Here is a 23,821-nt window from a genome sequence, read left to right on the forward strand (position 1 = left end):
TCAAGCGCCCTGCGTAACATTCGATCGGATACACGGCCACCTGTTTCACCGCCCGAACAGGGGCCGTCCCCATGGCGACCAGATGGCTTTCGGTTTACATAGTCAGCCTTGCCGGATGAAGGCATGAAAGCCCTTCCCGACAGCGAGGGTTTTTCGTCCTTGAACCGATCCGGTTTCCGTGGGGACCTGGAGGCTGCTCGGCGTCCACCGTCCGGCGCGGCACCGCGGGCCGTACCGCCTCCGGCGCCGGCCGCGACCGGACGTCCCGATCGGGGCCGGTCTCCCCGGGCGGGCCGGAAGGGCGCGGATCCTTCACGCCGGACGACGCCCCCGCCTGGCATGGGTGCCCGCCGTCCATCGACGTTCTGTCATTCGCTGCTGCTATAGATTGCGGCACCACTTGACATTTCCCGGAAATACGGTTTTCCATCACCCGCCAGATCCACCTCTGACAGGAATCACCGGCATGCACCTCTCCCCCCTCGCGCAGCGCCTGCTCGACCTGATCACCGGGGCCGCGAAGGACCCCACGCACTGGCCCGACCTCTCCCAGCTGAGCACCGGGCTGGGCGCGCCGGTCGGGGCCCGCGACGGCGGCTCGGCACCGGCATGGTACGCGGTCGACGAGCGGCGGCTGGCCGCGTCGGCCCGCGAGCTGGTCGAGTTCCTGCTGCCGGACTGGAGACGGGGCGGCCACCCCTTCTCCGTGCTGGTGGCGGCGGGACTGGCGGGCATGGACGCCGAAGTGGGCGCCCGGTCCGCCGAGGGGCGCGGGCCGATCGCGGTCGCCGAGATGGAGGTGCTGCTCGACTGGGACGTGGAGCGGCGGGCGCTGTTCGTCGAGGCGATGCGGGAGCGGTCGAACCTTGCCGTCCCGCCGCCATCGGGCGTGCTCGAATGGCTCGGCGGCCAGCCCGGCTATCTGGACTTCGCCCGGGCGGCTCTGGAGGCGGCCGAGGCCCGGGTCTCGGCGATCCACGCCGGCGAGATCCCGTACAGGGCGGAGAAGGCCTTCGACGACGGGGAGAAGGCGAGCATCGGCCGGGCCGTACGGCTGGCGCTCCTACGGGACGAGCCCTGGCTGCCCGATCTGCTGGACAGGCTGCTGCGCGGGATCGCGGTGGCTCCCACCCAGGCCAAGACCCTGCCCTCCCAGGGAGTGCTGTTCGCGATCGCCCGTGCGGTGGAGGAGCACCCGACTCCCGAGGCGATCTCCGCGCTGCGCGCCGCCCGCCGGGCCACCCGGCACGCCGGGGTGCCCAAGCAGCTGGACCGCATGTTCAAGCGCATCGAGCCCGCCCTGGGCAACCGGCTGGAGGTGGCGTTCCGGCTGCCCGACGGGCGGGTACGGCAGGCCGTCGGCGAGCACACGGCGGTGATCTCGACCGACGGCGGGGTCGAGCTGTCGTGGTGGCACGGGGACAAGAAGCTGAAGGCGGTCCCGGCGGCGGTCAGGCGGGAGCACCCCGAGGAGGTCAAGCGGCTGCGCGAGCTGGCCAAGCAGACCCTGCAGCAGCAGGCCACCCTGATCAGGGCACTGGAAGCGGCCTACACCAGCGAGACGGCTCCGCCGTACCGGCAGTTGGAGGGTCACTCGGTCACCGATCGGCTGATCTGGGAGTTCGAGGTCTCGCCCGGCGTGTGGCGCAGCGAGCTGGGACTGACCGTGCCGGAGGTGCCGGTGCGGCTGTGGCATCCGGCCCGCGCGTCCCTGGAGGAGGTGCGCGCCTGGCGGGAGGTGGTGCAGGGCAAGGAGCTGCGCCAGCCGTACAAGCAGGCCTTCCGCGAGGTCTACCTGCTCACCCCCGCCGAGGAGGCGACCGGGACCTGCTCCAACCGGTTCGCCGGGCACGTGGTGGACTACCGCAAGCTCCGCGCGCTGTTCAAACAGCGAGGCTGGCACTCCGACTTCCTGGGGCAGTGGGACGGCGGCCACGAGGGGGAGGCCCAGCGGGTGATGGCGGGCGGACGGTGGCGGGCGACACTTGACCACGGTCTGTACGACGAGAGCCACGCGGCCACCGGCCAGGTCCGCTTCCACCGGCTGTCCGAGGGCAGGTGGCACCAGGCGCCGTTGACGGAGGTCCCGGCGCTGGTGTTCAGCGAGGCCATGCGGGACGTCGACCTGTTCGTGGCCGTCACCTCGATCACGGCCGATCCCCGGTGGGCCGACCACGGTCCGGACCGGCTGCGGGACTACTGGCGGACCGGCTCGTTCGCGGCGCTGCAGCCCTCCGCCGAGGTGCGCCGCGACGCGCTGTCCCGGCTGATCGGGCGGACGGCCATCGCCGACCGGTGCACCGTGACCGACCGTTTCCTGGTGGTGCGGGGCGACATACGCACCTACAAGATCCATCTGGGGTCGGCGAACATCCTGATGGAACCCAACGACGCCTACCTGTGCATCGTCTCCGCGCGCGACCCCCACGCCGGGCTGTTCCTCCCGTTCGAGGAGGACGGCCGGTTGGCGCTCATCCTCAGCAAGGCCTTCCTGCTGGCGGACGACACCGCCATCACCGATCCCTCCATCACCCGCCAGCTCCGGGCCTGATCCACGCGGGAAGGACACCTCCGCGGTCGCGTGCTGTCGCCCGTCACGCGATCCGGTCCGGCCAAGAGTCACCGGCCGGTGGGCGGGACCGGCCGGCGATCACATACCCGGAAAACCCACAGCGTGCGGGCATGTTCCGGCTATAAGGTGCGTTCGTGGACAGTCTGGAAAGCCTCGTCATCACCCGACGGCTACGAGTTCCCGTCGACGCCCCCATCGACTCCGCGCCGGGCCGGGGCGAGGTGGCCGCCCGCCAGCTCGACGCCGCGCTGCTGAGCGTCGGCTTCACGTGCTCGGCGGCCCTGCTCGAACGCCTGACGCGGCTGCGCGGTGAGAGCGTGGTCGATCTCGGCGTGCGGGTCCTGGCCGCCGTCCGCGGCCTGGTGGGCGACCACGTCCAGCACAACGCCTACTTCATCGACTTCCCCGAGAACGTGCCCGACACCCTGGAGTTCTGGGCCGGCCTGCTACGTGAGACCCTGCTCGACCCGGTCGCCGCCACCCGCCTCCAGCCGCTGACGCTCAACCTGCTGTCCCTGCCGGGCTACGGCCGCTACCGGCACACCTACGCCGACCTGCTGGCCGCGCACGCCGAGCTGATCCCGCTGGCCGCCGACCGCGTAACCGTGCTGGAGCTCGGCGGGAGCCTGGAGGCCGAGGCGCGCGAGCTCTACTTCTCACTGGCGGGCTCCGAGACGCCACTGGCCGCCGAGGACCTGGCGGCCCTGCGGTCCCTGGCGTCGTTCTGCGCCGATCAACCGGAGCGCGTCCCCGTGCGCGAGAACCGCGCCGTCGTCAACGAGATACGGCTGGCCGCCGGCCGACCACTGCTCGTCGACACGGTGACGGATGTGCTCCGGCTCGCCTGCGGCTGCTCCGGCGGCGACGTCACGCTGGCCACCCCCACCAGGTTCCGCCCGTTGCGCCGCGCCGAGCGCCGCGCCCTGCTGCAGGCCCTGGACACCGTCGCCACCCCGGCCAAGCTCGGCGACGTGCCGCGCCACCGGGAGCAGTGGAAGCGGCTCGGCGAGCGGCTGCATCCCCACGAGTACCCGCAGTTCCCGCGTGCCGCCCGCGTCTTCGAGGTGGCCAGGGGCGCGCGCGGGACCGCCGGCTTCGACAGCCGCGTCGAGGCCGCCCTGTCAGCGGGCCGTACCGCTGAGGCCGTCGAGCTGCTGGGGAACGCGCCCGGCGCGCTGCTGCGCCGCCTGGACCACCTGCTGCGGACCGGCCTGTCCGCGCCGGCCGTGCTGGACGCCGCGGAGAAAGCCGTGGCGGGCGCCTCCGGCCGCGTCCTGCTGTCTCTGCGCGAACACCTGCACAACCGGCTCGCCCCCGCCGCCGGCCGCGTCTTCACCAACCGGTACGGCAGGGCATGGGCGGCGCCCGACTCCCGCCCGCCTCTTGAGGAGAAGGTCCTGCGGCGGGCGGTGGCCATCCTGGACGAGGAGATCACCCGCCGCCTGCCCGACACCGGCGAGCTGATCGTCGATCCCGACGTGCTCGACGTCGCCCTGCCGCTGTCGGGCAAGGCCGTCTCCCCCGGGCTCGGCATGCTGCCCCGCGGCTCGCTCTCGGCGGTCGACGGCGAGTCGCTCAGGTTCTTCGTCCACTGGCGCCAGGCCGAGCGGCGCACCGACTACGACCTGTCGGCGCTCATGCTCGACGCCTCCTACGACAATCCCACGCACATCTCGTGGACGAACTACGCCAACGGCTCCGCCGAATACTCCGGCGACCTCACCGAGGCGCCGGCGCCCCATGGCGCGTCGGAGTTCATCGACATCCGTCTCGCCGACGCGGCCCAGCCGATCATCATTCCCCAGGTCAACATCTACGCCGGGGAGCGGTTCGACGAGGCCGCCGAGGCATTCTTCGGCTACATGACCAGAGAGGCCGGGCAGGGAGGCCGGCCGTTCGAGCCACGCACCGTACGGATGAAGTCCGACCTGCGCGGCTCCGGCCGGACCGCCCTTCCCCTGGTCTTCCTGCGCGGCGACGACGGCGCCTGGCGGGTGAAATGGCTGCATCTCTACTTGAAGGGGCATCCCGGTTTCAACCGGGTGGAGGGCAACCGGGTCACCACCTCCCTGCTGGTGCGCTCGATCGTGGAACGCGACTACCTGCGCGTGCGCCATCTGGCCGACCTGCTGCGCATGAAGGGTTCTTCGGCTGAGCACACCACTTACATCGGACTGGAGGCTCCGGCCGATCTCCCGCCGGGATCGCGGGTGTATACGCCTGAGACGCTGCACGAGCTGATCCCTGCCTGATACGGTTGGGACCGCGAGGCCATGGGAGGGCTTCCTTCTCAAACTCCTCATTTGAATCTAGTCTTCCCGCTCTCCTCGCGTTCCGGTCGTGAGGCCATTCGAGGGCTTCCTTCTTACCTGGTTCGATTCCAGGTGGGCCCCATGGGCCCACTGGCATGTCTAGCCCCCGAGCCTCCCTCACGACCGGTCGGCTGCCGCAACGCCGCGGCCGCCAGGGACGCGACTGCGGCGGTGCCGACGGTCCTGCCGATCTCACCGCCGGTGCCGGTGATGATCAGCACGTACATGAAGAAGTCGCTCCGGGGGTGTCAGCCGGCCGCGGCCGCCGCGACGATCGCGGTGGTGATGCGGCCGAGGTCGGCGTCGTCGACGACGTAGGGCGGCATGGTGTAGACGAGATCCCTGAAGGGGCGTATCCACACACCGTGCTGTACGGCGGCGCGGGTGGCGGCGACCTTGTCGACCTCGTGGTCGAGCTGGACGACGCCGATGGCGCCGAGCACGCGGACATCGCGCACCCCGTCCAGCCCGCGCGCGCGGGCCAGCCCGGACCGCAATCCCGTCTCGATGCGTTTGACCTGCTCCTCCCACGCCCCGTCCGCCAGGAGGTCGAGCGAGGCGACCGCCACGGCGGCGGCAAGCGGGTTTCCCATGAAAGTGGGGCCGTGGGCGAGCACAGGGAAGTCGCCGCGGCCGATGCCGTGCGCCACCCGGGGCGTGCACAGGGTGGCCGCCATGCTGAGATAGCCGCCGGTGAGCGCCTTGCCCACGCACATCACGTCCGGCGTGACACCCGCGTGGTCCGCGGCGAACAGCGCGCCGGTCCTGCCGAAGCCGGTGGCGATCTCGTCGAACACGAGCAGGACCCCGTGCGCGTCGCACAGCTCGCGCAGCACCCGCAGGTAACCGGGGGACAGGAAGCGCATGCCGCCCGCGTTCTGTACCACCGGCTCGACGATGACGGCCGCCACCTCGTGCGCGTGCCGTTCGATCAGCCCGGCCAGATGCGCGGTGTAGGCGGGATCCGGCCCGGCGCCGAAGCCTGCGGGCGGGGCGTCGGCGAAGACCTGCCGCGGCAGCACACCGGTCCACAAGGAGTGCATGCCCCCCTCGGGGTCACACACGGACATCGGCTGGAAGGTGTCGCCGTGATAACCGCCACGCCAGGTCAGCAGGCGCTGTTTGCCCGGGTGGCCGAGCGACCGCCAGTACTGCAGGCACATCTTGACCGCGACCTCGACCGCGACCGATCCCGAGTCGACGAGGAAGACGTGCTCCAGCGGCTCCGGGGTGATCTCGGCGAGGCGGGTGGCGAGGCGGATCGCGGGCTCGTGGGTGAGCCCCCCGAACATCACGTGGCTCATCCGGCTCAGCTGGTCGCTCACCGCGGCGTCCAGTACGGGGTGCCCGTACCCGTGGATGGCGGCCCACCAGGAGGACATCGCGTCCACCAGCTCCACCTGGCCCTCGACCGGTTCTGCCAGGCGCAACCGTACTCCGGAGGCCGATTCCACCAGCAGCGGGACTTCGCGGCCCGGCATCGGCGCGTACGGATGCCACACGTGGGCCCGGTCCAGCTCCAGGGACCGCCGCGGGTCAGGCATTGGGCGCAAGGTCGGTACCGGCGCCGCGGCGGCGCAGCGCCACCAGGTCGGTACGTGCGGGCCCGGCGGCCGGCGCGTCTCCGCGCCGCTCGGGCTGGGCGGGCGAGGCTGCGCCGCGGTGCTCGGGCAGCGTAGCGGATCCGGGCTCCTCCACCACGAAGCCCGCGTCCTTGATCATCTCCAGGTCGGCACTGCCCGGCTGCCCCTCGCTGGTCAGGTAGTCGCCGAGGAAGATCGAGTTGACGATGTGCAGGGCCAGGGGCTGCAGGCCGCGCAGGTGGATCTCCCTGCCCCCGGCGAGGCGGACCTCCACGTCCGGGCAGACGAATCGCACCATCGCCAGGATCCGCAGGCACCGCTGCGGGGTGAGCTCCCAGGTCTGCGACAGCGGGGTCCCCTGGAAGGGGATCAGGAAGTTCACCGGCACCGAGTCCACATCGAGCTCCCGCAGCGTGAGGACCACGTCCACCAGGTCGGCGTCACTCTCCCCCATACCGGCGATCAGGCCGGAGCAGGCCGACATGCCCGCCCCACGTGAACGCAGGACTGTGTCCACCCGGTCGGCGAATCCGTGTGTGGTGCAGATTTTTCCGTACTCGCCCTCGGAGGTGTTGAGGTTGTGGTTGTAGGCGTGGACGCCGGCCTCGCGCAACCGCGCGGCCTGCCGTTCCGACAGCAGGCCCAGGCAGGCGCAGATCTCCACGTCGGGACTGCGTTCCTTGATCGCCTCGATGGTGCCGACGACCCGCTCGACGTCCCGGTCGGTGGGGCCGCGGCCGCTGGCCACCAGGCACACACGCTTGGCGCCGCCCTCCGTCCCCGCCTCGGCCGCGGCGGCGGCCTCGTGTGGTTTGAGCCAGCTGTAGGCGAGGATCTCGGCTTTCGACCCCAGCCGCTGCGAGCAGTACGAGCAGTCCTCAGGGCACAGGCCCGACTTCAGGTTGACGAGGTAGTTGAGCTTGACCCGGCGGCCGAACCACTTCCGCCGCACCTTCCCGGCCGCGGCCACCACGTCGAGCAGTTCGTCGTCGGAGGTCGCCAGGACGGCCAGTGCCTCCTGTCGCGTCGGTGACTGCCCGCGCAGTCCCTTGTCCACCAGCGTGGTCAACAGTTCCATGCCTCGATCCTCCGTCAAGGCCGCGGCGGTACCGAATCACCGATCCGGACAAGATCATTCAGTGAAAGTTGTAGAACGGCCTGCAGCGGCCCGGACCGAGCCACGCGGGGACGGGCGCCCACGGGCGCCCGCGCCTGCGCCCGGGTGGCTCCGGTGGTCCGGGGGGCCGCCTGCGGCGCGGGCATGCATCGGTCCAATTCCGGCCATGGCCGATGTCCGAAACCGTCCGGCCGCCGGCACCCGACGGCTCCGGCTCCCGTCCCCCCCTTTTCGCGGAGATCGGCTGGTCAGCGCCATCGCCGTCCCTCGAATATGCAAACCGGGATGAAGGACACCCTCCGTTGTCTATGATGATCGCGATTTGTCGATATGTCATAACATGTCACTACTGGAGGACGCCATGCGATCCCGCTTAGGTGCGATGGCGCTGTTGATAGCGACTCTGACCACCGCCACCAACCTGGCGGCGGTGACCGCACCCGCCGCGGCGGCCCCCATCGGCCAGACGGTGACCGTCGAGGCGGCCGAAGACACCTACGTCAGCCAGGCCGGCCCCACGAAACCGCATGGCAGCCACACCTGGCTCTCGGCCAACGCGGCCACGTCCGACGGCGCGACCGACACCGAGCGCCGCTCCTACGTCCGTTTCACCCTCAAGGACCTGCCGGAGGACGCCTCCGACGTCAAGTTGACGCTGGAGCTGCAGTCGGTCAGGACGACCGACACCGTCCTGGAGGTGCGTCCGGTCACCGGAGCATGGTCTGAGTCCACCCTGAACTGGAACAACCAGCCGGCCACCGGCGCGGTGCTGGCCACCGCCAAGGGCCTGACCGCCGGGCAGACGGTCAAGCTGGAGGTGTCTTCCGCTTTCACCGGCAACGGCGACTACTCGTTCGCCATCACCTCCCCCTCGAACATCCAGAGCGTGCTGCACTCCTCGCAGGCCACCGGCGGCGAGGGGCCCAAGCTCACGGTGACGTACGGCAAGGCGGCCCCGACGGTCCCGGCCGGTCCGCTGCCGTTCGAGCTGCCGTCGACCTCGACGCTGCGCGCGTCCTCCCACAAGGTGTTCGCGCACTACTTCACGCCGTACCCGATCTCGCTGAACAACAAGGCCGGGGCCGACGACTACTACACCAAGAACTACCTGAACCCCGCCGGCGAGAGTGGCAAGCACGCGGCGTACGGCGGGCTGCTGCGTGACCGGCCCTTCCCCCGGGAGGTGCTGTCCGGCGACTGGCAGCTGGCCGACATGAAGAAGGAGGTGCAGATCGCGGCCAAGGCCGGGCTGGACGGCTTCACCGTGGACGTGCTCTCCCTCACCAGCGCCCACTGGGACCGGCTCAAGACCCTGATCAAGGCCGCGGAGGCGGTCGACCCCGGCTTCAAGATCGTGCTGATGCCGGACATGACGTCGTTGAAGACCGACGCCGGCACGCTCGCCTCGGCCATGGCCGGCCTGGCCGCGTCCAAGTCGGTCCACCGCCTGGGCGACAACCGCCTGGTGATCTCGCCGTTCAAGGCCGAGCAGCAGAGCGCCGCCTGGTGGAAGGACTTCATGAACATCATGAAGAGCTCCCACGGCATCAACGTCGCGCTGGTCCCGGTCTTCCTGAACTTCTCCTCCAACGCCTCGGCCTTCGCGCCGATCAGCTACGGCTTCTCCAACTGGGGCAACCGCAGCCCGGCCCAGCAGGGCGGCATCGAGTCCAACATCTCCAAGGCGCACAGCCTGAACAAGATCTGGATGCAGCCGGTCTCGGTCCAGGACGAGCGGCCCAACCAGGGCATCTACGACGAGGCCAACAACACCGAGAACCTGCGTACGACGTGGGAGAAGTCCATCTCGGGCGACGCCGACTGGATCCAGCTCACCACGTGGAACGACTTCTCCGAGGGCACCCAGTTCGTCCCCTCCGTGCACAACGGCTCGGCCTATCTGGACATCTCGTCCTACTACCTGACCTGGCTGAAGACCGGCAAGGCCCCGGCGATCGTGCGTGACACGCTCTATCTGACGCACCGCTCGCAGTACGTCGCGGCCAGGCCGACGTCGGGTTCGCAGACCAAGTTCATGAACCCGCGCGGTGGCACGTCCACGCCGCGCGACAAGGTGGAGGTGCTGTCGTTCCTCACCAAGGCGGCCACGGTGAAGGCGACCGTGGGCGGCAAGGAGCAGAGCTACGCCGCCAAGGCCGGGGTCCAGGCACAGCTCTTCCCCCTGGCCTACGGCCTGAACAAGGCGTCCGTGGGCGCGGTGACGGTCGCGTCGCCGTGGGAGGTCAAGAGCAGCTTCTCCGTGCAGGACCTGCAGTACAACGCGGTCAGCAGCGGCCGTAAGTGAGCCCTTCGCGCCCGCTCGGACCGGGCGGGCGCGAAGTCCGACGCCCGGCGGGCGGCGGACCTGGGCGATGCCGCCGGGCCCGCTTGGGGAGGAGGTGCCGAGCCGCGTCCTCCGACGGCACCCGCGATGAATGTTTCACCGGAAGCCGCTACAGGGCTTCCGGCGGACGGACCCCGCCACCTCATCGAGGAGCATGCGGAACGCACCTCCCGGAGGGGCTCGGTACCCCGCTCCGGACGCCCCGTGGGCACGCTCCCATATCCTGAGAGAGCGCTTTTTCCTATCCTTGCCCAATGGAACTAGCGGAGATCCGCACCTACCCCATCAAGTCCGTCAGCGGCATCCCCCGCCCGTCCGCCCAGATCCTCCCCTGGGGTCTGGAAGGCGACCGCCGCTGGGCCGTGGTGGACCCGCTGGGAGAAGTGATCTGGGTAGGCGAACACCCCCGGTTCCTCTCGGTTTCGGCCGCGGAAACCCCCGAAGGCGGCCTCCGCCTGTCGGCGAAGGGCATGGGCGAACTCAAGGTCCCCCCGGCCACAGGCGACACGACCCCGGTAGGTCTCTCCAACCTCGACCGAGCCGTGCTCGCCCACGCCGACGCCCATGAATGGTTCACCCGCCTGCTCGGCAGGCCCGCCCGCCTCGTCTGGCTTGACGACACCGGACGCCGGACCGTCACCGAGGAACACGGCGGCCTCCCCGGAGAGATCGTCAGCTTCATCTGGGAGGCACCCCTCCTGCTCGTCTCCAGGAGTTCGCTCCAGCGCCTGGACGACTGGATCGCCGAAGGCGCCATGGAACGCCAGGAGCATCCCCCGGACCCCCTCGACGTCGCCCGCTTCCGGCCCAACGCCATCATCGACGGCGCGGAACCCTTCGCGGAGGACGCCTGGACGTCGGTCCGCATCGGCGAGATCGACTTCCGCGTCTCGGAGTTGTGCGACCGCTGCGCCGCCACCCTCTGGGACCCGGCCACTCAGGAGCGCGGCAAGGAACCCCTGAGAACTCTGGCCAGACACCGCCGCTGGGACGGAAAGACCTGGTTCGGCATCCGCCTGGTGCCCAGGAACCTCGGCGAGCTGAGAGTCGGCGACGGAGTCCGGCCAGGCTAGCCGGTCAGGCGCTTCAGGGCCGCGGGCGCCGCGCGCGGACACCAACGTCATGTGGCGGACCACCGTCACGCCGCCCGCCAGGCGGTCTCACCGGGCCCGGTCCCGGCTCCGAATCCGAGACGATCAGCGATGGGCCGTCGCGATGAGGCGTCGCAGTGCGGCGTGGGCGGGTGGGCCCCACGTGGCCTTGCCGCCTGGCCGGCCGTGGACACCGGCGTCGCCGACGTGGAGGCCGACGAGGGCGCGGATCACGGCCCATCCACGGGCGCGGCGAAGGGTCGCGGCGTCCGGGGCCGGCCGGTAGGCGGCATGGAAGCGGTCGGCGGTGTCGTCCGGCAGCAGGGTCCACGCGGCGGCGAGGTCGACGGCCGGATCGCCGGCGAACAGGTCGCCGAAGTCGATCACGCCGCAGATGGTGCCGTCCGCGGTGAGGACGTTGGCCGGATGCAGGTCGCCGTGGAGCCAGAGCGCCGGGCCGGCCCAGCCGGGCGCGGCGGCGGCGTCGTCCCAGACCGCGCGGACGGCGTCCGGGTCGGGGATCAGCCCCAGCTCGGTGGCCGAGGCGAGCTGCTGGGCGACCCACTCGGAGGAGCCGGCCAGCGGCCCTCCGCGGCCCCGGCCGTCGGTGTCCACCTCTTCGGGGGCGGGTCGGTGAAGAGCGGTCAGGAAGGCGGCCAGGGCGGTGGCCGCCTCCGCACCGCGCGCGACGGGGGCGCGGTCGGCGGGCTCGCCCGGCACCCAGGTGGTGACGGTCCAGGGGTGCGGGAACAGCGCGGAGGGCTCGCCGAGGCGCTGCGGGACGGGGATCGGCAGGGGAAGGCGCGGGGCGAGGACGGGCAGCCAGGTGTGCTCCTTGCGCAACAGCTCGTCCGCGTCCTGCGTCGCCCAGGGCAACCGGACGGCGAGGTCGTCGCCGAGCCGCCAGAGCTGGTTGTCCCAGCCCCGCGCGCCGAGCCGCACCGGGCGATCGGCCAGGTCGGGGTGCTGGTCGCGGAGCAGATCCCGCACCAGCTCCGCGCTGATCTCGATCTCGGTGTGCGTCATGCGGAGCAACAGTAGCCGGATGGCGGCCGACCCGCTCCAACTGCTGGAGGGGACCGGGTCATGAAGGCGCAGGCGTCCGGGCCTCGCTCAGACGGTGTCCCCGAACGCCCATGCCCTCAGACCAGGAGATCCAGGGGTCCGGGCCTTTCCCGGGCTGTCAGCCGCCGCTCGGGGTCGGTCTCCTCCTGCGCGCACGGGTTGATCAGCTCGGCGAGGGCTCGCCGGCGGGTCCGTGGCGGGGCGCCGGAATCGGCCTGCCCGCTGCTGGCTATCCTGTGGCACGTCGAGCCAGGCACGGCTCCCCACCACGAGCCCACCGGGAGGCGACGACCGTGACAGCCTCCCAGCGCCGGAGCACATGGCCGGTGACGACGGTGGTGGCGCACGTGGTCCTGGCTCTCCTGACGGTGATCATCCTGGCGGGCGTCCGGCACCTCGGCGCGGACCTGTGGCAGATCTTCGCCGCGGCGGGTGCTGCCGCCCTGCTCCATGTGGGAGCGGTGGTGGCCCGTCGACGGCCGTGGGTGGGGTACGCGATCGGCGCGCTGGCGATGCTCGTCCTGGTGACGATGCCCTTCCTGGGTTGGTCACCGAACATGCTGCCCTCGGCTGTGTGCTTCCCCCTCACGTTGTGGCGGCTGACCAGCCTGGTCCCGGTCAGGTCCTCGGTGGTCGCGTTGGCCGTCGCCGCGCTCGGGATCGTCCTCACCGAGCTGGTGGCGTGGGCCCGGCTGCCCCCTGACACCCCTGGGTGGACCCGCCTGGTCGAGGGCGGGCTGCTGATGCTCGTGGTCGGCGGTGTGTGGCTCGCTGCCCTGCTGGTACGTCGCAGGCACGAGGCCGGCCGACGGGCCGAGAGCGGACGACTGGCCGCGGCGGTCGCGGACGAACGGGCCGGCATCCGCCGCGACCTGCACGACGTGATCGCCCACACGGTCACCGTCATGGTCGCGCGGATCGAGGCCGCGGCGGTGACGACGGCGGATCCGGCGACCCGCCGCGAACTCGGCGACATCGCCGAGGCCGGCCGGGACGCCCACCAAGGCCTGCGAGCGATGCTGGCCACCTTGGGCCCGGCCACCGTGGCGCCGCGCGCCGGTTCCCGGCCCGGAAAGGTCCCGATCTCGCTCGACGCCCTCCCTGACCTCGTGGCCTCGGCGGCGAGCCCGCTCCATGCGGTGACGTTCGCGGAGGTGGGTGAGCGACGGCCACTGAGCCTGAGTGCCGAGGTCGCGGCGGTCCGGACCGTGCAGGAGGGCATCACCAACGCGCTGCGCCACCTCGAACCACCGGTCGAGGTGACCGTCCGCCTGCGCTGGACCCCGGCCGAGGTGGTGGTGGAGGTACGCGACGACGGCGGCAAGGCGCTTCGCGACGTCGGCAGTCAGGGGACCGGCTTGATGGGGATCGAGGAACGTGTGCGTACCGCAGGTGGCACCCTGTCGATCGACGACGGGGACGACGGGTGGGTGCTGCGCGCGCGGCTCCCCACGAAGGAGGGGAATGACCGAACGGAGTGAGGGAATCAGCAAGCACAGCACCTTGGTCATGAGGCCGACGAAGGAGGTCTCGTGACCGGGATCCGTGTCATGCTCGTCGACGATCAGGAGTTGCTGCGGGCCTCGCTCCGTACGGTGCTGTCGGCCGACGAACGCATCGAGGTCACCCACGACGTCGCGAACGGCGGCGACGCGATCGAGGTCGTCCGGCGGCACCGCCTCGACGTGGTGCTGATGGACATCCGCATGCCACGTATGGACGGGGTCGCCGCCACGGCGGAGATCGTCAGGATCGCACCGGCGACCCGGGTGCTCATGCTGACGACGTTCGATGACGACGAACTGGTCGTGGCTGCCATCCGGGCCGGCGCGAGCGGCTACCTGACCAAGGACGTCCGGCCCGCCGCCCTGGCCCAGGCCGTGTGTGACGTCGCCTCCGGGACGGCGGCGCTGGCCCCGGGGGTGGCCGCGACGATCCTCGATCTCGTACGGCAGGTGCCGATGCGGAGGACGGCGGCCCTGGACGGCCTCACCCCACGCGAGGTCGAGATCTTCGGCCTGCTCGCCCGCGGCAGGTCCAACAGCGAGATCTGCGCGGAACTGGTGCTGAGCGAGAACACGGTGAAGTCGCACGTCCGGGCCATCCTGCAGAAACTGGACCTGCGCGACCGCGTGCACGCGGTGATCCACGCCTACGAGAACGGGCTTGTGGGGCGCAACGATCTGCCTGACTGAGATTCCATCCTGCCGGGTGGTGCCGTCTCACCCCTTGGGGTGATGTCGGCCGGTGACGCCCGGCCTAGGTTCGACGTCGTGCATCTCCTACCTCTGCGCTTTCCTCGTGTGACCTCCCTCCTCGTCCTCGGCGGCGTGCTCGTCGCCGTGCTGCTCGGCTGGACGGCACCGGCCCATGCCACCGGCGGACGGCTGGTCGACGACTACCGCTCCGTCTACGGTGCGCCGGGGGTCGCGGCGGCCGTGATCGACGGGTCGTCGGTCGAGACGACCGTCCGCGGCCGGGACGGGGACGGCAACGCGGTGACGGCGCGGACTCGGTTCCGGATCGCGTCGATGAGCAAGTCGATGACGGCTGCGGCGATCATGCTGCTGGTCGACCGTGACCGAGTCTCCCTGGACGACCCGGTCATCAAGGTCCTGCCCGACTTCAGGATGACCGATCCGCGCTTCACCGGGATCACCGTGCGCCAGCTCCTCAGCCACACCTCGGGGCTGTCGAACAGCACGAACAACGAGTACGTGTTCCCGCCTCCGCGCAGCGCGCGGGAGATCGTGGCCAAGCTGGCCGACAAGACTCTGGCCGCCGATCCGGGCACCCGCCCGGAGTACCACAACACCAACTACTCGATCGCGGCGAGGATCGTCGAAGTGGTGTCGGGGAAGTCCTTCGACGCCTTCCTCCACACCGAGCTGTTCGCGCCGCTGGGCATGGCCGGCACCAGCTCGACGCTGGGGTGTTCCGATCGCGCCGAGGGCCTGCCGTCCGGGTACGAGGTCGTACTCGGGGTCGCCGTCGCGGTGCCGGAGATGCCGGGGATGTGCGTCGGCAACGGCGGGGTGATCTCGACCCTGGACGACATGGTGCGGTGGCTGCGGTTCAACCAGGGAACGCTCGGGGCGGACCTGCTGAGTGCCGGCTCCCTGGCCGAGTTGCACACCGTCCAGCCGAAGGCCGGTAACTACGCCCTCGGCTGGCAGTCCCGTCCCGTCACGGCAGGCGCGCCGCCGTCGCTGATCGGCCACGGCGGGACACTGGCGACGTGGACCGGGGACATGGTCTTCTCGCCCAAGACCGGTGTGGCCGCCCTCGTCCTCACCAACAGCGTCGGCGACCCCGGCCTGCTCTCGACCAACCTGCTCGCCGAACGGATCGGGGCGCCGGCGACGCCGATGAGCAACCCGCTCACCGTCGTGAACGCGGTCCTGCTCGGGCTCACGGTGGGGATGGCCGCCCTGCTGGTCACCGCGGCCGTCCGGGCGCGCCGCTGGGCCACGCGCCGCCGCGCGGCGCGCCGGCCGAGGCTGGTCCTGCGGCTCGTGCCCCTCGCCCTGGTGACGGTGCTGGGCGTGGTGCTGCCGACGCCGGTCTGGGGGGCGTTCAACGTCCAGTACTGGATCGTCACCGTCTGGCTGCTGCCGCTGCTGGCCCTCTTCTGCCTCACCTGCTGCGTGCTCGGGGCGGTCGCGCTCGGCCGTCGCATCTGGTGCTACCGCCGCGCCGGTCAGGCGATCTCCGCACCGGTACGGCCGGCCACGGCGGACAGCTGACCTGGGCGGGAACGACTCCGCCGCCCGCCACGGCACCATCCTGATCGACATGGCCCCCCGTGGGCCACAACACCGTGAGCAGTCCGGGGGGCCGTCCCGGTCACGGCGTGGCGGCCGCGCGGTACCAGTCGAGGGTGGCGGCGATGGCGTCGGGGTGCGACGTGGTGCCGGACGGGCCGAAGGTGTTCACGAACTTCGAGGCATCGGTCACGAAGGGGCGGTCGCGCTGGTACCAGGTCTCACCGAGGGCGCGGACGGTGGGATTCACCAGTCCGATGGCGCGCTGCATGAGGCGCCCGACGGACGCGGACCTGCCGGGGCGGCCGAGTTCCGCGAACACCAGGTCGAGGAACTGCTCGCCCGTCAGGGGTTCTGCCGCCGGAAGGTGCCAGGCCTGGCCGTCCGCCCGCGCGTCGCCGCCGAGCGTCACGAGTCCTCTGGCGATGTCGGGCAGGTAGCTGAACGAGTGGGGCTGGTCGAGCGGCCCGACCCAGCGGGCGACCTTCCCGCGGAGCGCGGCACCGAACACCGCCGCGCCGACGATGGTGTTGACACCGCCGGGACCGTAGTAGTCGGACGCCCTGCCGATGGCGACACGCAGTTCGCCGGAGCGGTGTGCCGCCAGGAGTGCCTCGGCCATCTCCGCCCGGACGCGGCCCTTGGGATTGCGGGCGGCGTACGGCATGTCCTCGGTCATGGGCATGCCGACGGGGCCGTACATGTACAGGTTGTCGGCGAAGACCAGTTTGGCGCCCGAGGCGGCCGCACCCTTGCGCACCGCGTCGGTCATGCGGGGGAACTCCTGCGTCCACCGGTCGTAGGCGGGGGTGGCGCAGTGGTAGACGACGTCGGCGCCCTCGCACGCGGTCTTGGCGCCGACGGTCGAGGTGATGTCCCCCTGATGGACCTCGACACCGCGCAGCGCCGGAACCCGGCCGCTACGGTTGACCGCGCGGACGCGGAGTCCGCGGGAGACCAGCTCGCGCACCACGGAGCCGCCGATGGCGCCTCCGCCACCGAGGACGACGTGCAGTTCGGACGCAGCGGGCACGGGGGCCTCCAATGTGGTTCCCTCTACGGCGCATCGGCGTCCATGAAGAGGAGTTATTTCGTAACGCCGTTATAAAACAGCGTTACGGTAAGCTTGTCAAATGGGACGCCCCCGCACACGTGACTACGAAGAGCTGCGCCGAGATCTGCTGGACGCCGCTGGACAGCTGCTCGCCGAGGAAGGCCCGCAGGCGCTGAGCACCAGGCGGGTGGCCCAGGAGGTGGGGAGTTCGACGACCGCCGTGTACAGCCTATTCGGCGACAAGGCCGGCCTGCTGCAGGCGATGTTCCTGGAGGGGTTCGCCCGGCTCGCCCGGGAGTTCGCCACGGTGCCTCACGACGGCGATCCGGAGGCCGATCTGATGGCACTCGGACACGCCTATCGGGCCTCCGCCCTGGCCAACCCCCATCTGTACGAGTTGATGTTCGGACGCCCCATCGCGGACTTCCGGCCCGGCGACGCGGCTTTGGCGCAGATCCAGGGGACGTTCGAAACCCTGGTCCACGCCGTCGCGCGGTGCATCGACACGGGCCGGTTCGTCCCGTCCGACCCCTACGATGTCGCGGTCCACTTCAACGCCCTGGTGCATGGGCTGGCGAGCCTGGAGCTGCGGGGCGCCCTGGCCGACGGCGATCAGGCCGACCGCCACTGGCGTATCGCCCTGGAGGCCGCCTTCCGCGGCCACCGCACCACGCCACCGTGACCTCGGGATCCGCACCGGCGCCGGACGGCAGGAGCCCCGGTGCGCCCCCACCCCGCACGGAGGCGACCTCGGACTCCTCTCCCCCACGTCCACCAGAGCGCGGTACGGCTGGCCGCCGACGCGGGACTGCCGTAGGCCTCGTGGGGCCCGTGCTGACGGCCGCGCGTCCCTGAGCGGCGGATCGGTGGCACGCCGGGGCAGGCCGTCGCGGCGGCGAGTGCGCCGGACCCGTGGACGCCGAGTCCGCGAGCGGCGGGGGTCACCGGGTCCGGGAGCCCGGCACGACCAGTCCTGTCTCGTAGGCGGTGACGACCGCCTGCGTCCTGTCGCGCAGCCCGAGCTTGCTCAGCACGCGGCTCACATGCGTCTTCACCGTCTCCTCCGTGACCGTCAACCGGCCTGCTATCTCCGGATTGGACAGGCCCTCGGCGATGAGCCGCAGGACCTGCGTTTCACGAGGGGTGAGGGCGGTGAGCGCGGCGGCGGAGGAGGTGTCGGGTCTCCGGGACAGTTGGGCGAACTCGCTGATGAGGCGGCGGGTGACCGCCGGGGCCAGTAGCGCTTCGCCGGCGGCGATGACGCGCACCGCGTCGAAGAGCCGTTCGGCGGTGACGTCCTTGAGCAGGAATCCGCTGGCCCCGGCGCGGAGCGCGTCGTAGACGTATTCGTCCAGGTCGAAGGTCGTCAGGATGAGGATGCGCGGACCGGCGGCCGCGGAGCCGGCGAGCCGCCTGGTGGCCTCGATGCCGTCCATGCCCGGCATGCGGACGTCCATGAGGACGACGTCGGGGGACAGCTCGTGGCAGATCCGCACCGCCTCGGCCCCGTCGGAGGCGGTGCCGACGACGGTGAAGTCCGGCTGGGTGCCGAGCAGTTCGGCGAATCCGGTGCGGACCACCGGATGGTCGTCGGTGACGACGATCCGGACCATCGGGGACCGAGCGCTCATCCGGCCGCCTCGGCCCTTCCCCGCAGGCGGGCCTCGACGAGGAAGCCGCCGCCGGCGGCGGGGCCGGTGCGCAGCTCGCCGCCGACGGCCACGGCGCGCTCTCGCATGCCGGACAGGCCGTGACCGCCGGCGGGCGCCGGCGTGGACGGGCCGGGTCCGTTGTCGCGGACGGACAGCCGCAGGGCGTCGTCGGTGTAGTGCAGCTCCACGTCGACGGCGGCGCCCGGCGCGTGCCGCCGGGCGTTGGTGAGAGCTTCCTGGACGATGCGGTAGGCGGCGAGCTCGACACCGGGGTCGAGCACGACCGGCGCGCCGTGGAGGATGAGGCGGACGCCCGTCCCCGACGCGTCCCGTGACTCGTCGAGCAGCTCGTTGAGCTCCCCCAGGCGCAGGCCCGGCTGGGGCTGCCGGTCGGCCGCGTCCGCCGCCGCGTCCTCGCGCAGCACGCCGAGCAGCCGCCGCATCTCGGTCAGCGCCGCCCGGGCGGTGTCGCCTATGGCGGACAGCCGGTCCGCACCGGCGGCCGGCATCCCGGGCACGGCCAGCCGGGCCGTCTCCGCCTGCACCGCGACCATGGAGATGTGGTGGGCGACGACGTCGTGCAGTTCGCGGGCGATGCGGGCGCGCTCGCCGCGCGCGGTGTGCTCCAGCAGGGTGTCGGCGATGACCTGCCGGGCGGCTGTGTTCTCCAGGGCCTCGCCGTGCGCGCGCCGGGCGATCCCGGCCAGGGCCGCCGCCGGCGCCAGAGAGGCCAGCAGCAGGGTGAGGACCCCCACCTCGCCGCCTGCCGGGCCGGCCAGTGCCAGCAGCGGGAACGGCGCGGCGAGAAGTACGGCCGGCAGCCACGGTCCGCCGCGGCCGATCCGGTACCCGGCGATCAGCTGCGCCCCCAGGCCCGCCACGGTCAGCGTCTGGAAGGCCGTGAGGGACAGCACGACCGACGCCGAGACGGCCACGGCGGCCGCGGCCGGCTGCCCCCACAGCAGCGCGATCGGCAGCGTGGTGGCCAGGCCGAGCAGGCCGAACACCACGAGATACAGCGCGGTGCCGGTGTTACCGGCCGGAGGCGTGCTCCCGAGGTGCACGATCGTCTCGCTCACCGGCCGGCTCACGGTGTGTCCGAACGGATGCGCCGCCGGTGTGCCCCGGGCGTGCGCGATCGACTCGGCCAGCGCGAGCAGCGCCGGCAGCACGCCGGCCACGACGGGCGCGTGCGGAGCCGCGGCGATCCGCCGCCATCCGGTGGCCCATCCGCCGAGCCGGTCGTCCGCTGAGTTCACAGAGGCCATTGTCCCGGCTGTCCGGCGTTCCGGCATCCCTCACGTGAGGGACGGGACGTCCCCCACGCCAGCGACGGCGAAGATGGCTCGATGGCGGGACGACCGCGCCCTCGCCCGCTGCCTAATCTTCCTGGCATGCAAGCAACCATCGAAGTCGCCGGGCTGCGCAAGCGCTTCGGCCAGACCACGGCCCTGGACGGGATGTCCTTCACCGTGACGCCGGGGCAGGTCACCGGCTTCGTCGGCCCCAACGGCGCGGGGAAGTCCACCACCATGCGGGTGATCCTGGGCCTGGACGCGGCCGACGAGGGCAGCGCGCTGGTCGGCGGCCTGCCGTACCGGAGCCTGCGCCGGCCGCTGCGCCATGTCGGGGCGCTGCTGGACGCCGCCGCGCTGCAGCCGAGCCGTACCGCCCGCAACCACCTGCTGTGGCTGGCCCACTCCCAGGGCCTGGGCGCGAAGCGGGTCGACGAGGTGATCGAGCGGGTCGGCCTGGGTCCGGTGGCCCGGCGCAGGGCGGGCGGCTACTCCCTGGGCATGCGGCAGCGGCTCGGGATCGCCGCGGCGCTGCTCGGCGACCCGCCGGTGCTCATGCTCGACGAGCCGACCAACGGCCTGGACCCCGAGGGCATCGTGTGGATGCGCGGTCTCCTGCGGTCGCTGGCCGCCGAGGGGCGCGCCGTCCTGGTCTCCAGCCACCTGATGAGCGAACTGCAGGACACCGCCGGTCATCTCGTGGTGGTGGGGCGGGGACGGGTCGTCGCGGACACGGGCGTGGCCGAGCTGATCGCGACCGCGTCCCGCGGCCGGGTCACGCTGCGGACCTCGGCGCGGTCGGAGGCGATGGCGGTGCTGGCGCGTGCCGGCGCCACCGTGGCCGTCAACGGCCGGGACACGCTCACCGTCTCCGGGCCGGCGGCCGAGCGCATCGTGGCGCTGCTCGGCCAGAACGCGGTGCCGTTCTCCGAGGTGGCGGCCCATCGCGCGACGCTGGAGGAGGCCTACATGGAGCTGACCCGGGACGCGGTGGAGTTCCGCGCCGCCGCGGAGCAGGAGACTGCACGATGACCGCCGGCACCACCACCCCCTACCGCTCGGACCTGCGGGCCGGGCGCGACGGCATGGCGCAGCTGGTGCGCGCGGAGTGGACCAAGTTCCGGACGGTCCGCGGCTGGGTGCTCGGCATGGTGGCCGCGGCGCTGGTCACCGTGCTGCTCGGGCTGCTCACCGCCTCGGGCAGCCACACGTCCTGCAGCAAGGGTCCGGTCGAGGTCGCCTGCCCCACTCCCCCGCTGGGACCGGACGGCCAGGCGGTGAGCGACAAGTTCTACTTCGTGCACCGGCAGTTGGAGGGGGACGGCGGCATCACCGTCCGCGTGACCTCCATGACCGGCCAGATCCGGCTGGCCGACCTCACGCCGGGGGTCAGGAGAGTCGTCCCCGGGGTCGTGCCGTGGGCGAAGGCCGGGGTCATCATCAAGGAGAGCACCCGGCAGGGCTCCCCGTACGCGGCGGTGATGGTCACCGGCGAGCACGGGGTGCGGATGCAGCACAACTACGTCCACGACACGGCGGGACGCCCGGGCGGCGTCTCGGCGCGGTCCCCGCGCTGGCTGCGGCTGGTCCGCTCCGGTGACACGTTCACCGGCTACGAATCGGCCGACGGCAGGCGGTGGACCAGGGTCGGCACGGTCCGCCTGGCCGGTCTGCCCTCCACGGTGCGCATCGGGCTGTTCACCGCCTCCCCCGGGGACCTGACGGTGACCCAGGGCGACTTCGGCGGGACCATCGCGGCAGCGCGCTTCGCCGAGGCCACCGCCGTCTTCGACCAGGTCGGCCTGGAGGGCCGGACATCCGGCGGCGCGTGGAGCCGCGACGACATCGGAGTCACCACCGAGCTCGACGGATCGTCCCACCATCCGGGCGGGTCCGAGCAGTCCGGCGGCAGGTTCACCGTGACCGGGGTCGGCGACATAGGGCCGGACGAGGAGGGCCGGAGCATCGAGAACACCCTCTCCGGCGCGCTGGCCGGGCTGATCGTCGTGATCGTCGTGGCGGTGCTGTTCATCACCGCCGAGTACCGGCGGGGCCTGATCCGCACCACCCTGCTCGCCGGCCCCCGGCGCGGCCGGACGCTGGCGGCCAAGGCCGTCGTGGTCGCCGCGGTGACCTTCGTCGCCGGGCTGGCCGCCGCCGCGGCGTCGGTCGCGATCGGCACACGGATCCTGCGCGCCAACGGCAACTACGTCCTTCCGGTGAGCGCGCTCACCGAGGTGCGTGTGGTGGCCGGTTTCGCGGCGCTGCTCGCCGTCGCCGCCGTCTTCGCCCTCGCCCTCGGCGCCCTGTTCCGGCGCAGCGCCCCGGCGGTCACCGCCGCCATCGCGATGATCGTGCTGCCCCACATCCTCGCGACCGCCTCCGTGCTGCCCACGGGCGTGGCGCAGTGGCTGCTGCGGCTCACCCCGGCCGCCGGATTCGCGATCCAGCAGAGCATTCCCGAGTACTCGCACGTGCTCGGCAACTACGTGCCGCAGGCCGGCTACTACCCGCTGGCGCCGTGGGCCGGTCTCGCCGTGCTCTGCGGCTACGCCGCGCTCGCCCTCGGCCTGGCCGTCTTCCGGTTCCGCCGGAGGGACGCATGAGACAACAACTGCACGCGGAGTGGACGAAACTACGTACCGTGCCGGGCACCGGCTGGCTGCTGCTCGCCCTCATCGCGCTGACCACGGCGGCGAGCGCGGCGGCGGCGGCCACCGCGTCCTGCCCGCCGGCGGGATGCGGCTACGACGCCCCCAAACTGAGCCTCATCGGGGTCCAGCTGGGCCAGGCGGCCGTCGCCGTCCTGGCCGTGCTGGCGGTCAGCGGCGAGTACGGCACCGGCATGATCCGCACCACCCTGGCGGCGATGCCGCGCCGGACCACCGTCCTGGCCGCCAAGGCGGCCGTCCTCACCGGCCTGACGACGGCCGCGGGGACCGTCGCCGTGCTCGGGTCCGTGCTGACCGGCCGGCTCATCCTGCCCGGCAACGGCTTCACCGCCGCGCACGGCCAGCCACCGCTGTCCCTGGCCGACGGGCCGACGCTCCGCGCGGCCGCCGGTTCGGTGCTCTACCTCGCGCTGATCGCCCTGTTCAGCCTCGGCGTCGCCACCGTCGTGCGGGACTCGGCAACGGCCATCGGGACCGTGTTCGGCCTGCTCTACGTCCTCTCGGTGCTCCCCTTCATGATCTCCGACCCGGACTGGCAGCTGCTCCTGTGGCGGATCTCGCCGATGAACGCGGGACTCGCCATCCAGGCGACCACCGGTCTGTCCGATCTGCCCCTCAGCCCGTGGGCGGGCCTCGGCGTGCTCGCCGCCTGGACCGCCGCGGCGCTGCTGGGCGGCGGGGTGCTGCTACGGCTGCGCGACGCGTGAGCGGCGCCTCCCCGGCGGCGCCCGGCCGATCCGGCCGGGCGCCGTGGAGCGCGAGGGCGCCGGCGCGGCGTCGAAGTCGGAGGTGATCGCCCCTTCCTCGGCAAGATCGAAACATGTATGTTTGTCCGGTCATCGAAAGAAAGTTTCACCAATGGAGGAACATTGGGCAAGAAGCTTCAGATGCTGGCACTACCGATCGCGGCCGTCACGCTGGCCACCCTGGCGAGCGTTCCCGCCCAGGCGGCCGATGGCTACAACAGATGCCCTGACGACCACTACTGCCTGTTCTCCGGCCTCGACGGCACGGGCGACATGATCGGGATCCAGAGCGATACGCCGGATCTCGCCGCACTCAACATGGCCGGCCGGGCCAAGTCGGACTGGAACCGCACAGATTCCTACATCCACCTTTACTCCGAAGCCGACTACGGCGGCTGCTCGGCCCTGACCACCCCCGGCGGGAAGGGCAATTTCTTCACCACCTACCGCGACTTCTTCAATTCTGTCCGGATCGGCGGTCCGAACGGCCCGTCCTGCTACACCTTCTCGGGTTCGCGGGCCGACTCGCACGGCTGACGGAGACCCGCCGGCCA

At 71.7% G+C, this 23,821-nt stretch carries 18 protein-coding genes; 12 read left to right on the plus strand and 6 right to left on the minus strand.

What is annotated here, in order from left to right; translation table 11 throughout:
• The first annotated feature begins 466 nt into the window (after positions 1-466).
• Positions 467-2,551, plus strand: a complete 2,085-nt coding sequence (locus J2S55_RS43875; RefSeq protein ID WP_306873706.1) for a DUF4132 domain-containing protein — start codon at positions 467-469, stop codon at positions 2,549-2,551.
• 155 nt (positions 2,552-2,706) lie between these two features.
• Positions 2,707-4,824 carry a TerD family protein gene (locus tag J2S55_RS43880; RefSeq protein ID WP_306873709.1) on the plus strand — a complete coding sequence of 706 codons (2,118 nt, stop codon included), beginning with the start codon at positions 2,707-2,709 and terminating at the stop codon, positions 4,822-4,824.
• Positions 4,825-5,132: 308 nt separating this feature from the next.
• On the opposite strand, the gene J2S55_RS43885 is transcribed toward J2S55_RS43880, so the two are convergent.
• Positions 5,133-6,428 carry an adenosylmethionine--8-amino-7-oxononanoate transaminase gene (locus J2S55_RS43885; RefSeq protein WP_306873710.1) on the minus strand — a complete coding sequence of 432 codons (1,296 nt, stop codon included), beginning with the start codon at positions 6,426-6,428 and terminating at the stop codon, positions 5,133-5,135.
• Positions 6,421-7,545, minus strand: a complete 1,125-nt coding sequence (bioB, locus tag J2S55_RS43890) for a biotin synthase BioB (protein ID WP_306873712.1) — start codon at positions 7,543-7,545, stop codon at positions 6,421-6,423. Before bioB ends, J2S55_RS43885 begins: the two co-directional genes overlap by 8 nt.
• A 400-nt stretch (positions 7,546-7,945) precedes the next feature.
• On the opposite strand from bioB, the gene J2S55_RS43895 reads away from it, so the two are divergent.
• Entirely contained in the window at positions 7,946-9,889 is a 1,944-nt protein-coding gene (locus tag J2S55_RS43895; protein ID WP_306873713.1) for a glycoside hydrolase family 71 protein, read from the plus strand.
• Between the two features lie 293 nt (positions 9,890-10,182).
• On the plus strand, positions 10,183-11,001 hold the full coding sequence (locus J2S55_RS43900; protein ID WP_306873716.1) for an MOSC domain-containing protein: 819 nt from the start codon (positions 10,183-10,185) through the stop codon (positions 10,999-11,001).
• A 123-nt stretch (positions 11,002-11,124) separates the two neighbouring features.
• Here the strand turns inward: J2S55_RS43900 and J2S55_RS43905 are convergent, their stop codons facing one another.
• Entirely contained in the window at positions 11,125-12,045 is a 921-nt protein-coding gene (locus J2S55_RS43905; RefSeq protein WP_306873720.1) for an aminoglycoside phosphotransferase family protein, read from the minus strand.
• A gap of 332 nt (positions 12,046-12,377) precedes the next feature.
• Between J2S55_RS43905 and J2S55_RS43910 the strand changes: the two genes are divergently transcribed.
• The 3 genes from J2S55_RS43910 to J2S55_RS43920 all read left to right on the plus strand — a co-directional run bounded on the left by J2S55_RS43910 (position 12,378) and on the right by J2S55_RS43920 (position 15,830).
• Complete coding sequence (locus tag J2S55_RS43910; RefSeq protein ID WP_306873723.1) at positions 12,378-13,565, plus strand: sensor histidine kinase; 1,188 nt, start codon at positions 12,378-12,380, stop codon at positions 13,563-13,565.
• A 51-nt stretch (positions 13,566-13,616) separates the two neighbouring features.
• Positions 13,617-14,279, plus strand: a complete 663-nt coding sequence (locus J2S55_RS43915; protein ID WP_306873726.1) for a response regulator — start codon at positions 13,617-13,619, stop codon at positions 14,277-14,279.
• Positions 14,280-14,357: 78 nt separating this feature from the next.
• Positions 14,358-15,830 carry a serine hydrolase domain-containing protein gene (locus tag J2S55_RS43920; RefSeq protein ID WP_306873728.1) on the plus strand — a complete coding sequence of 491 codons (1,473 nt, stop codon included), beginning with the start codon at positions 14,358-14,360 and terminating at the stop codon, positions 15,828-15,830.
• A gap of 100 nt (positions 15,831-15,930) precedes the next feature.
• Here J2S55_RS43920 and J2S55_RS43925 read toward each other — a convergent pair whose 3' ends face one another.
• A complete protein-coding gene (locus J2S55_RS43925) occupies positions 15,931-16,881 on the minus strand; it encodes an NAD-dependent epimerase/dehydratase family protein (protein WP_306873731.1) in 951 nt (316 codons plus the stop codon).
• A 100-nt stretch (positions 16,882-16,981) separates the two neighbouring features.
• On the opposite strand from J2S55_RS43925, the gene J2S55_RS43930 reads away from it, so the two are divergent.
• A complete protein-coding gene (locus J2S55_RS43930; protein WP_306873734.1) occupies positions 16,982-17,584 on the plus strand; it encodes a TetR/AcrR family transcriptional regulator in 603 nt (200 codons plus the stop codon).
• A 259-nt stretch (positions 17,585-17,843) separates the two neighbouring features.
• On the opposite strand, the gene J2S55_RS43935 is transcribed toward J2S55_RS43930, so the two are convergent.
• Positions 17,844-18,533, minus strand: coding sequence for a response regulator (locus J2S55_RS43935; protein WP_306873736.1), 690 nt, complete (start codon positions 18,531-18,533; stop codon positions 17,844-17,846).
• Positions 18,530-19,813 (minus strand): sensor histidine kinase, encoded by a 1,284-nt coding sequence (locus tag J2S55_RS43940; RefSeq protein ID WP_306873739.1) that lies wholly within the window; start codon positions 19,811-19,813, stop codon positions 18,530-18,532. The genes J2S55_RS43935 and J2S55_RS43940 overlap by 4 nt, the downstream gene beginning before the upstream one ends.
• A 135-nt stretch (positions 19,814-19,948) precedes the next feature.
• Here J2S55_RS43940 and J2S55_RS43945 point away from each other — a divergent pair, with 135 nt between their 5' ends.
• The 4 genes from J2S55_RS43945 to J2S55_RS43960 all read left to right on the plus strand — a co-directional run bounded on the left by J2S55_RS43945 (position 19,949) and on the right by J2S55_RS43960 (position 23,804).
• The gene (locus J2S55_RS43945) at positions 19,949-20,881 is read left to right on the plus strand and encodes an ATP-binding cassette domain-containing protein (protein WP_306873742.1); all 933 of its coding nucleotides are present in this window, start codon (positions 19,949-19,951) and stop codon (positions 20,879-20,881) included.
• Positions 20,878-22,455, plus strand: coding sequence for an ABC transporter permease subunit (locus J2S55_RS43950; RefSeq protein WP_306873743.1), 1,578 nt, complete (start codon positions 20,878-20,880; stop codon positions 22,453-22,455). The genes J2S55_RS43945 and J2S55_RS43950 overlap by 4 nt, the downstream gene beginning before the upstream one ends.
• Positions 22,452-23,228, plus strand: a complete 777-nt coding sequence (locus J2S55_RS43955; RefSeq protein ID WP_306873746.1) for an ABC-2 transporter permease — start codon at positions 22,452-22,454, stop codon at positions 23,226-23,228. The genes J2S55_RS43950 and J2S55_RS43955 overlap by 4 nt, the downstream gene beginning before the upstream one ends.
• A 162-nt stretch (positions 23,229-23,390) precedes the next feature.
• A complete protein-coding gene (locus J2S55_RS43960) occupies positions 23,391-23,804 on the plus strand; it encodes a peptidase inhibitor family I36 protein (protein WP_306873748.1) in 414 nt (137 codons plus the stop codon).
• Positions 23,805-23,821 lie beyond the last annotated feature (17 nt).

It is taken from the genome of Streptosporangium brasiliense (assembly GCF_030811595.1).
GTDB classification, from domain to species: domain Bacteria; phylum Actinomycetota; class Actinomycetes; order Streptosporangiales; family Streptosporangiaceae; genus Streptosporangium; species Streptosporangium brasiliense.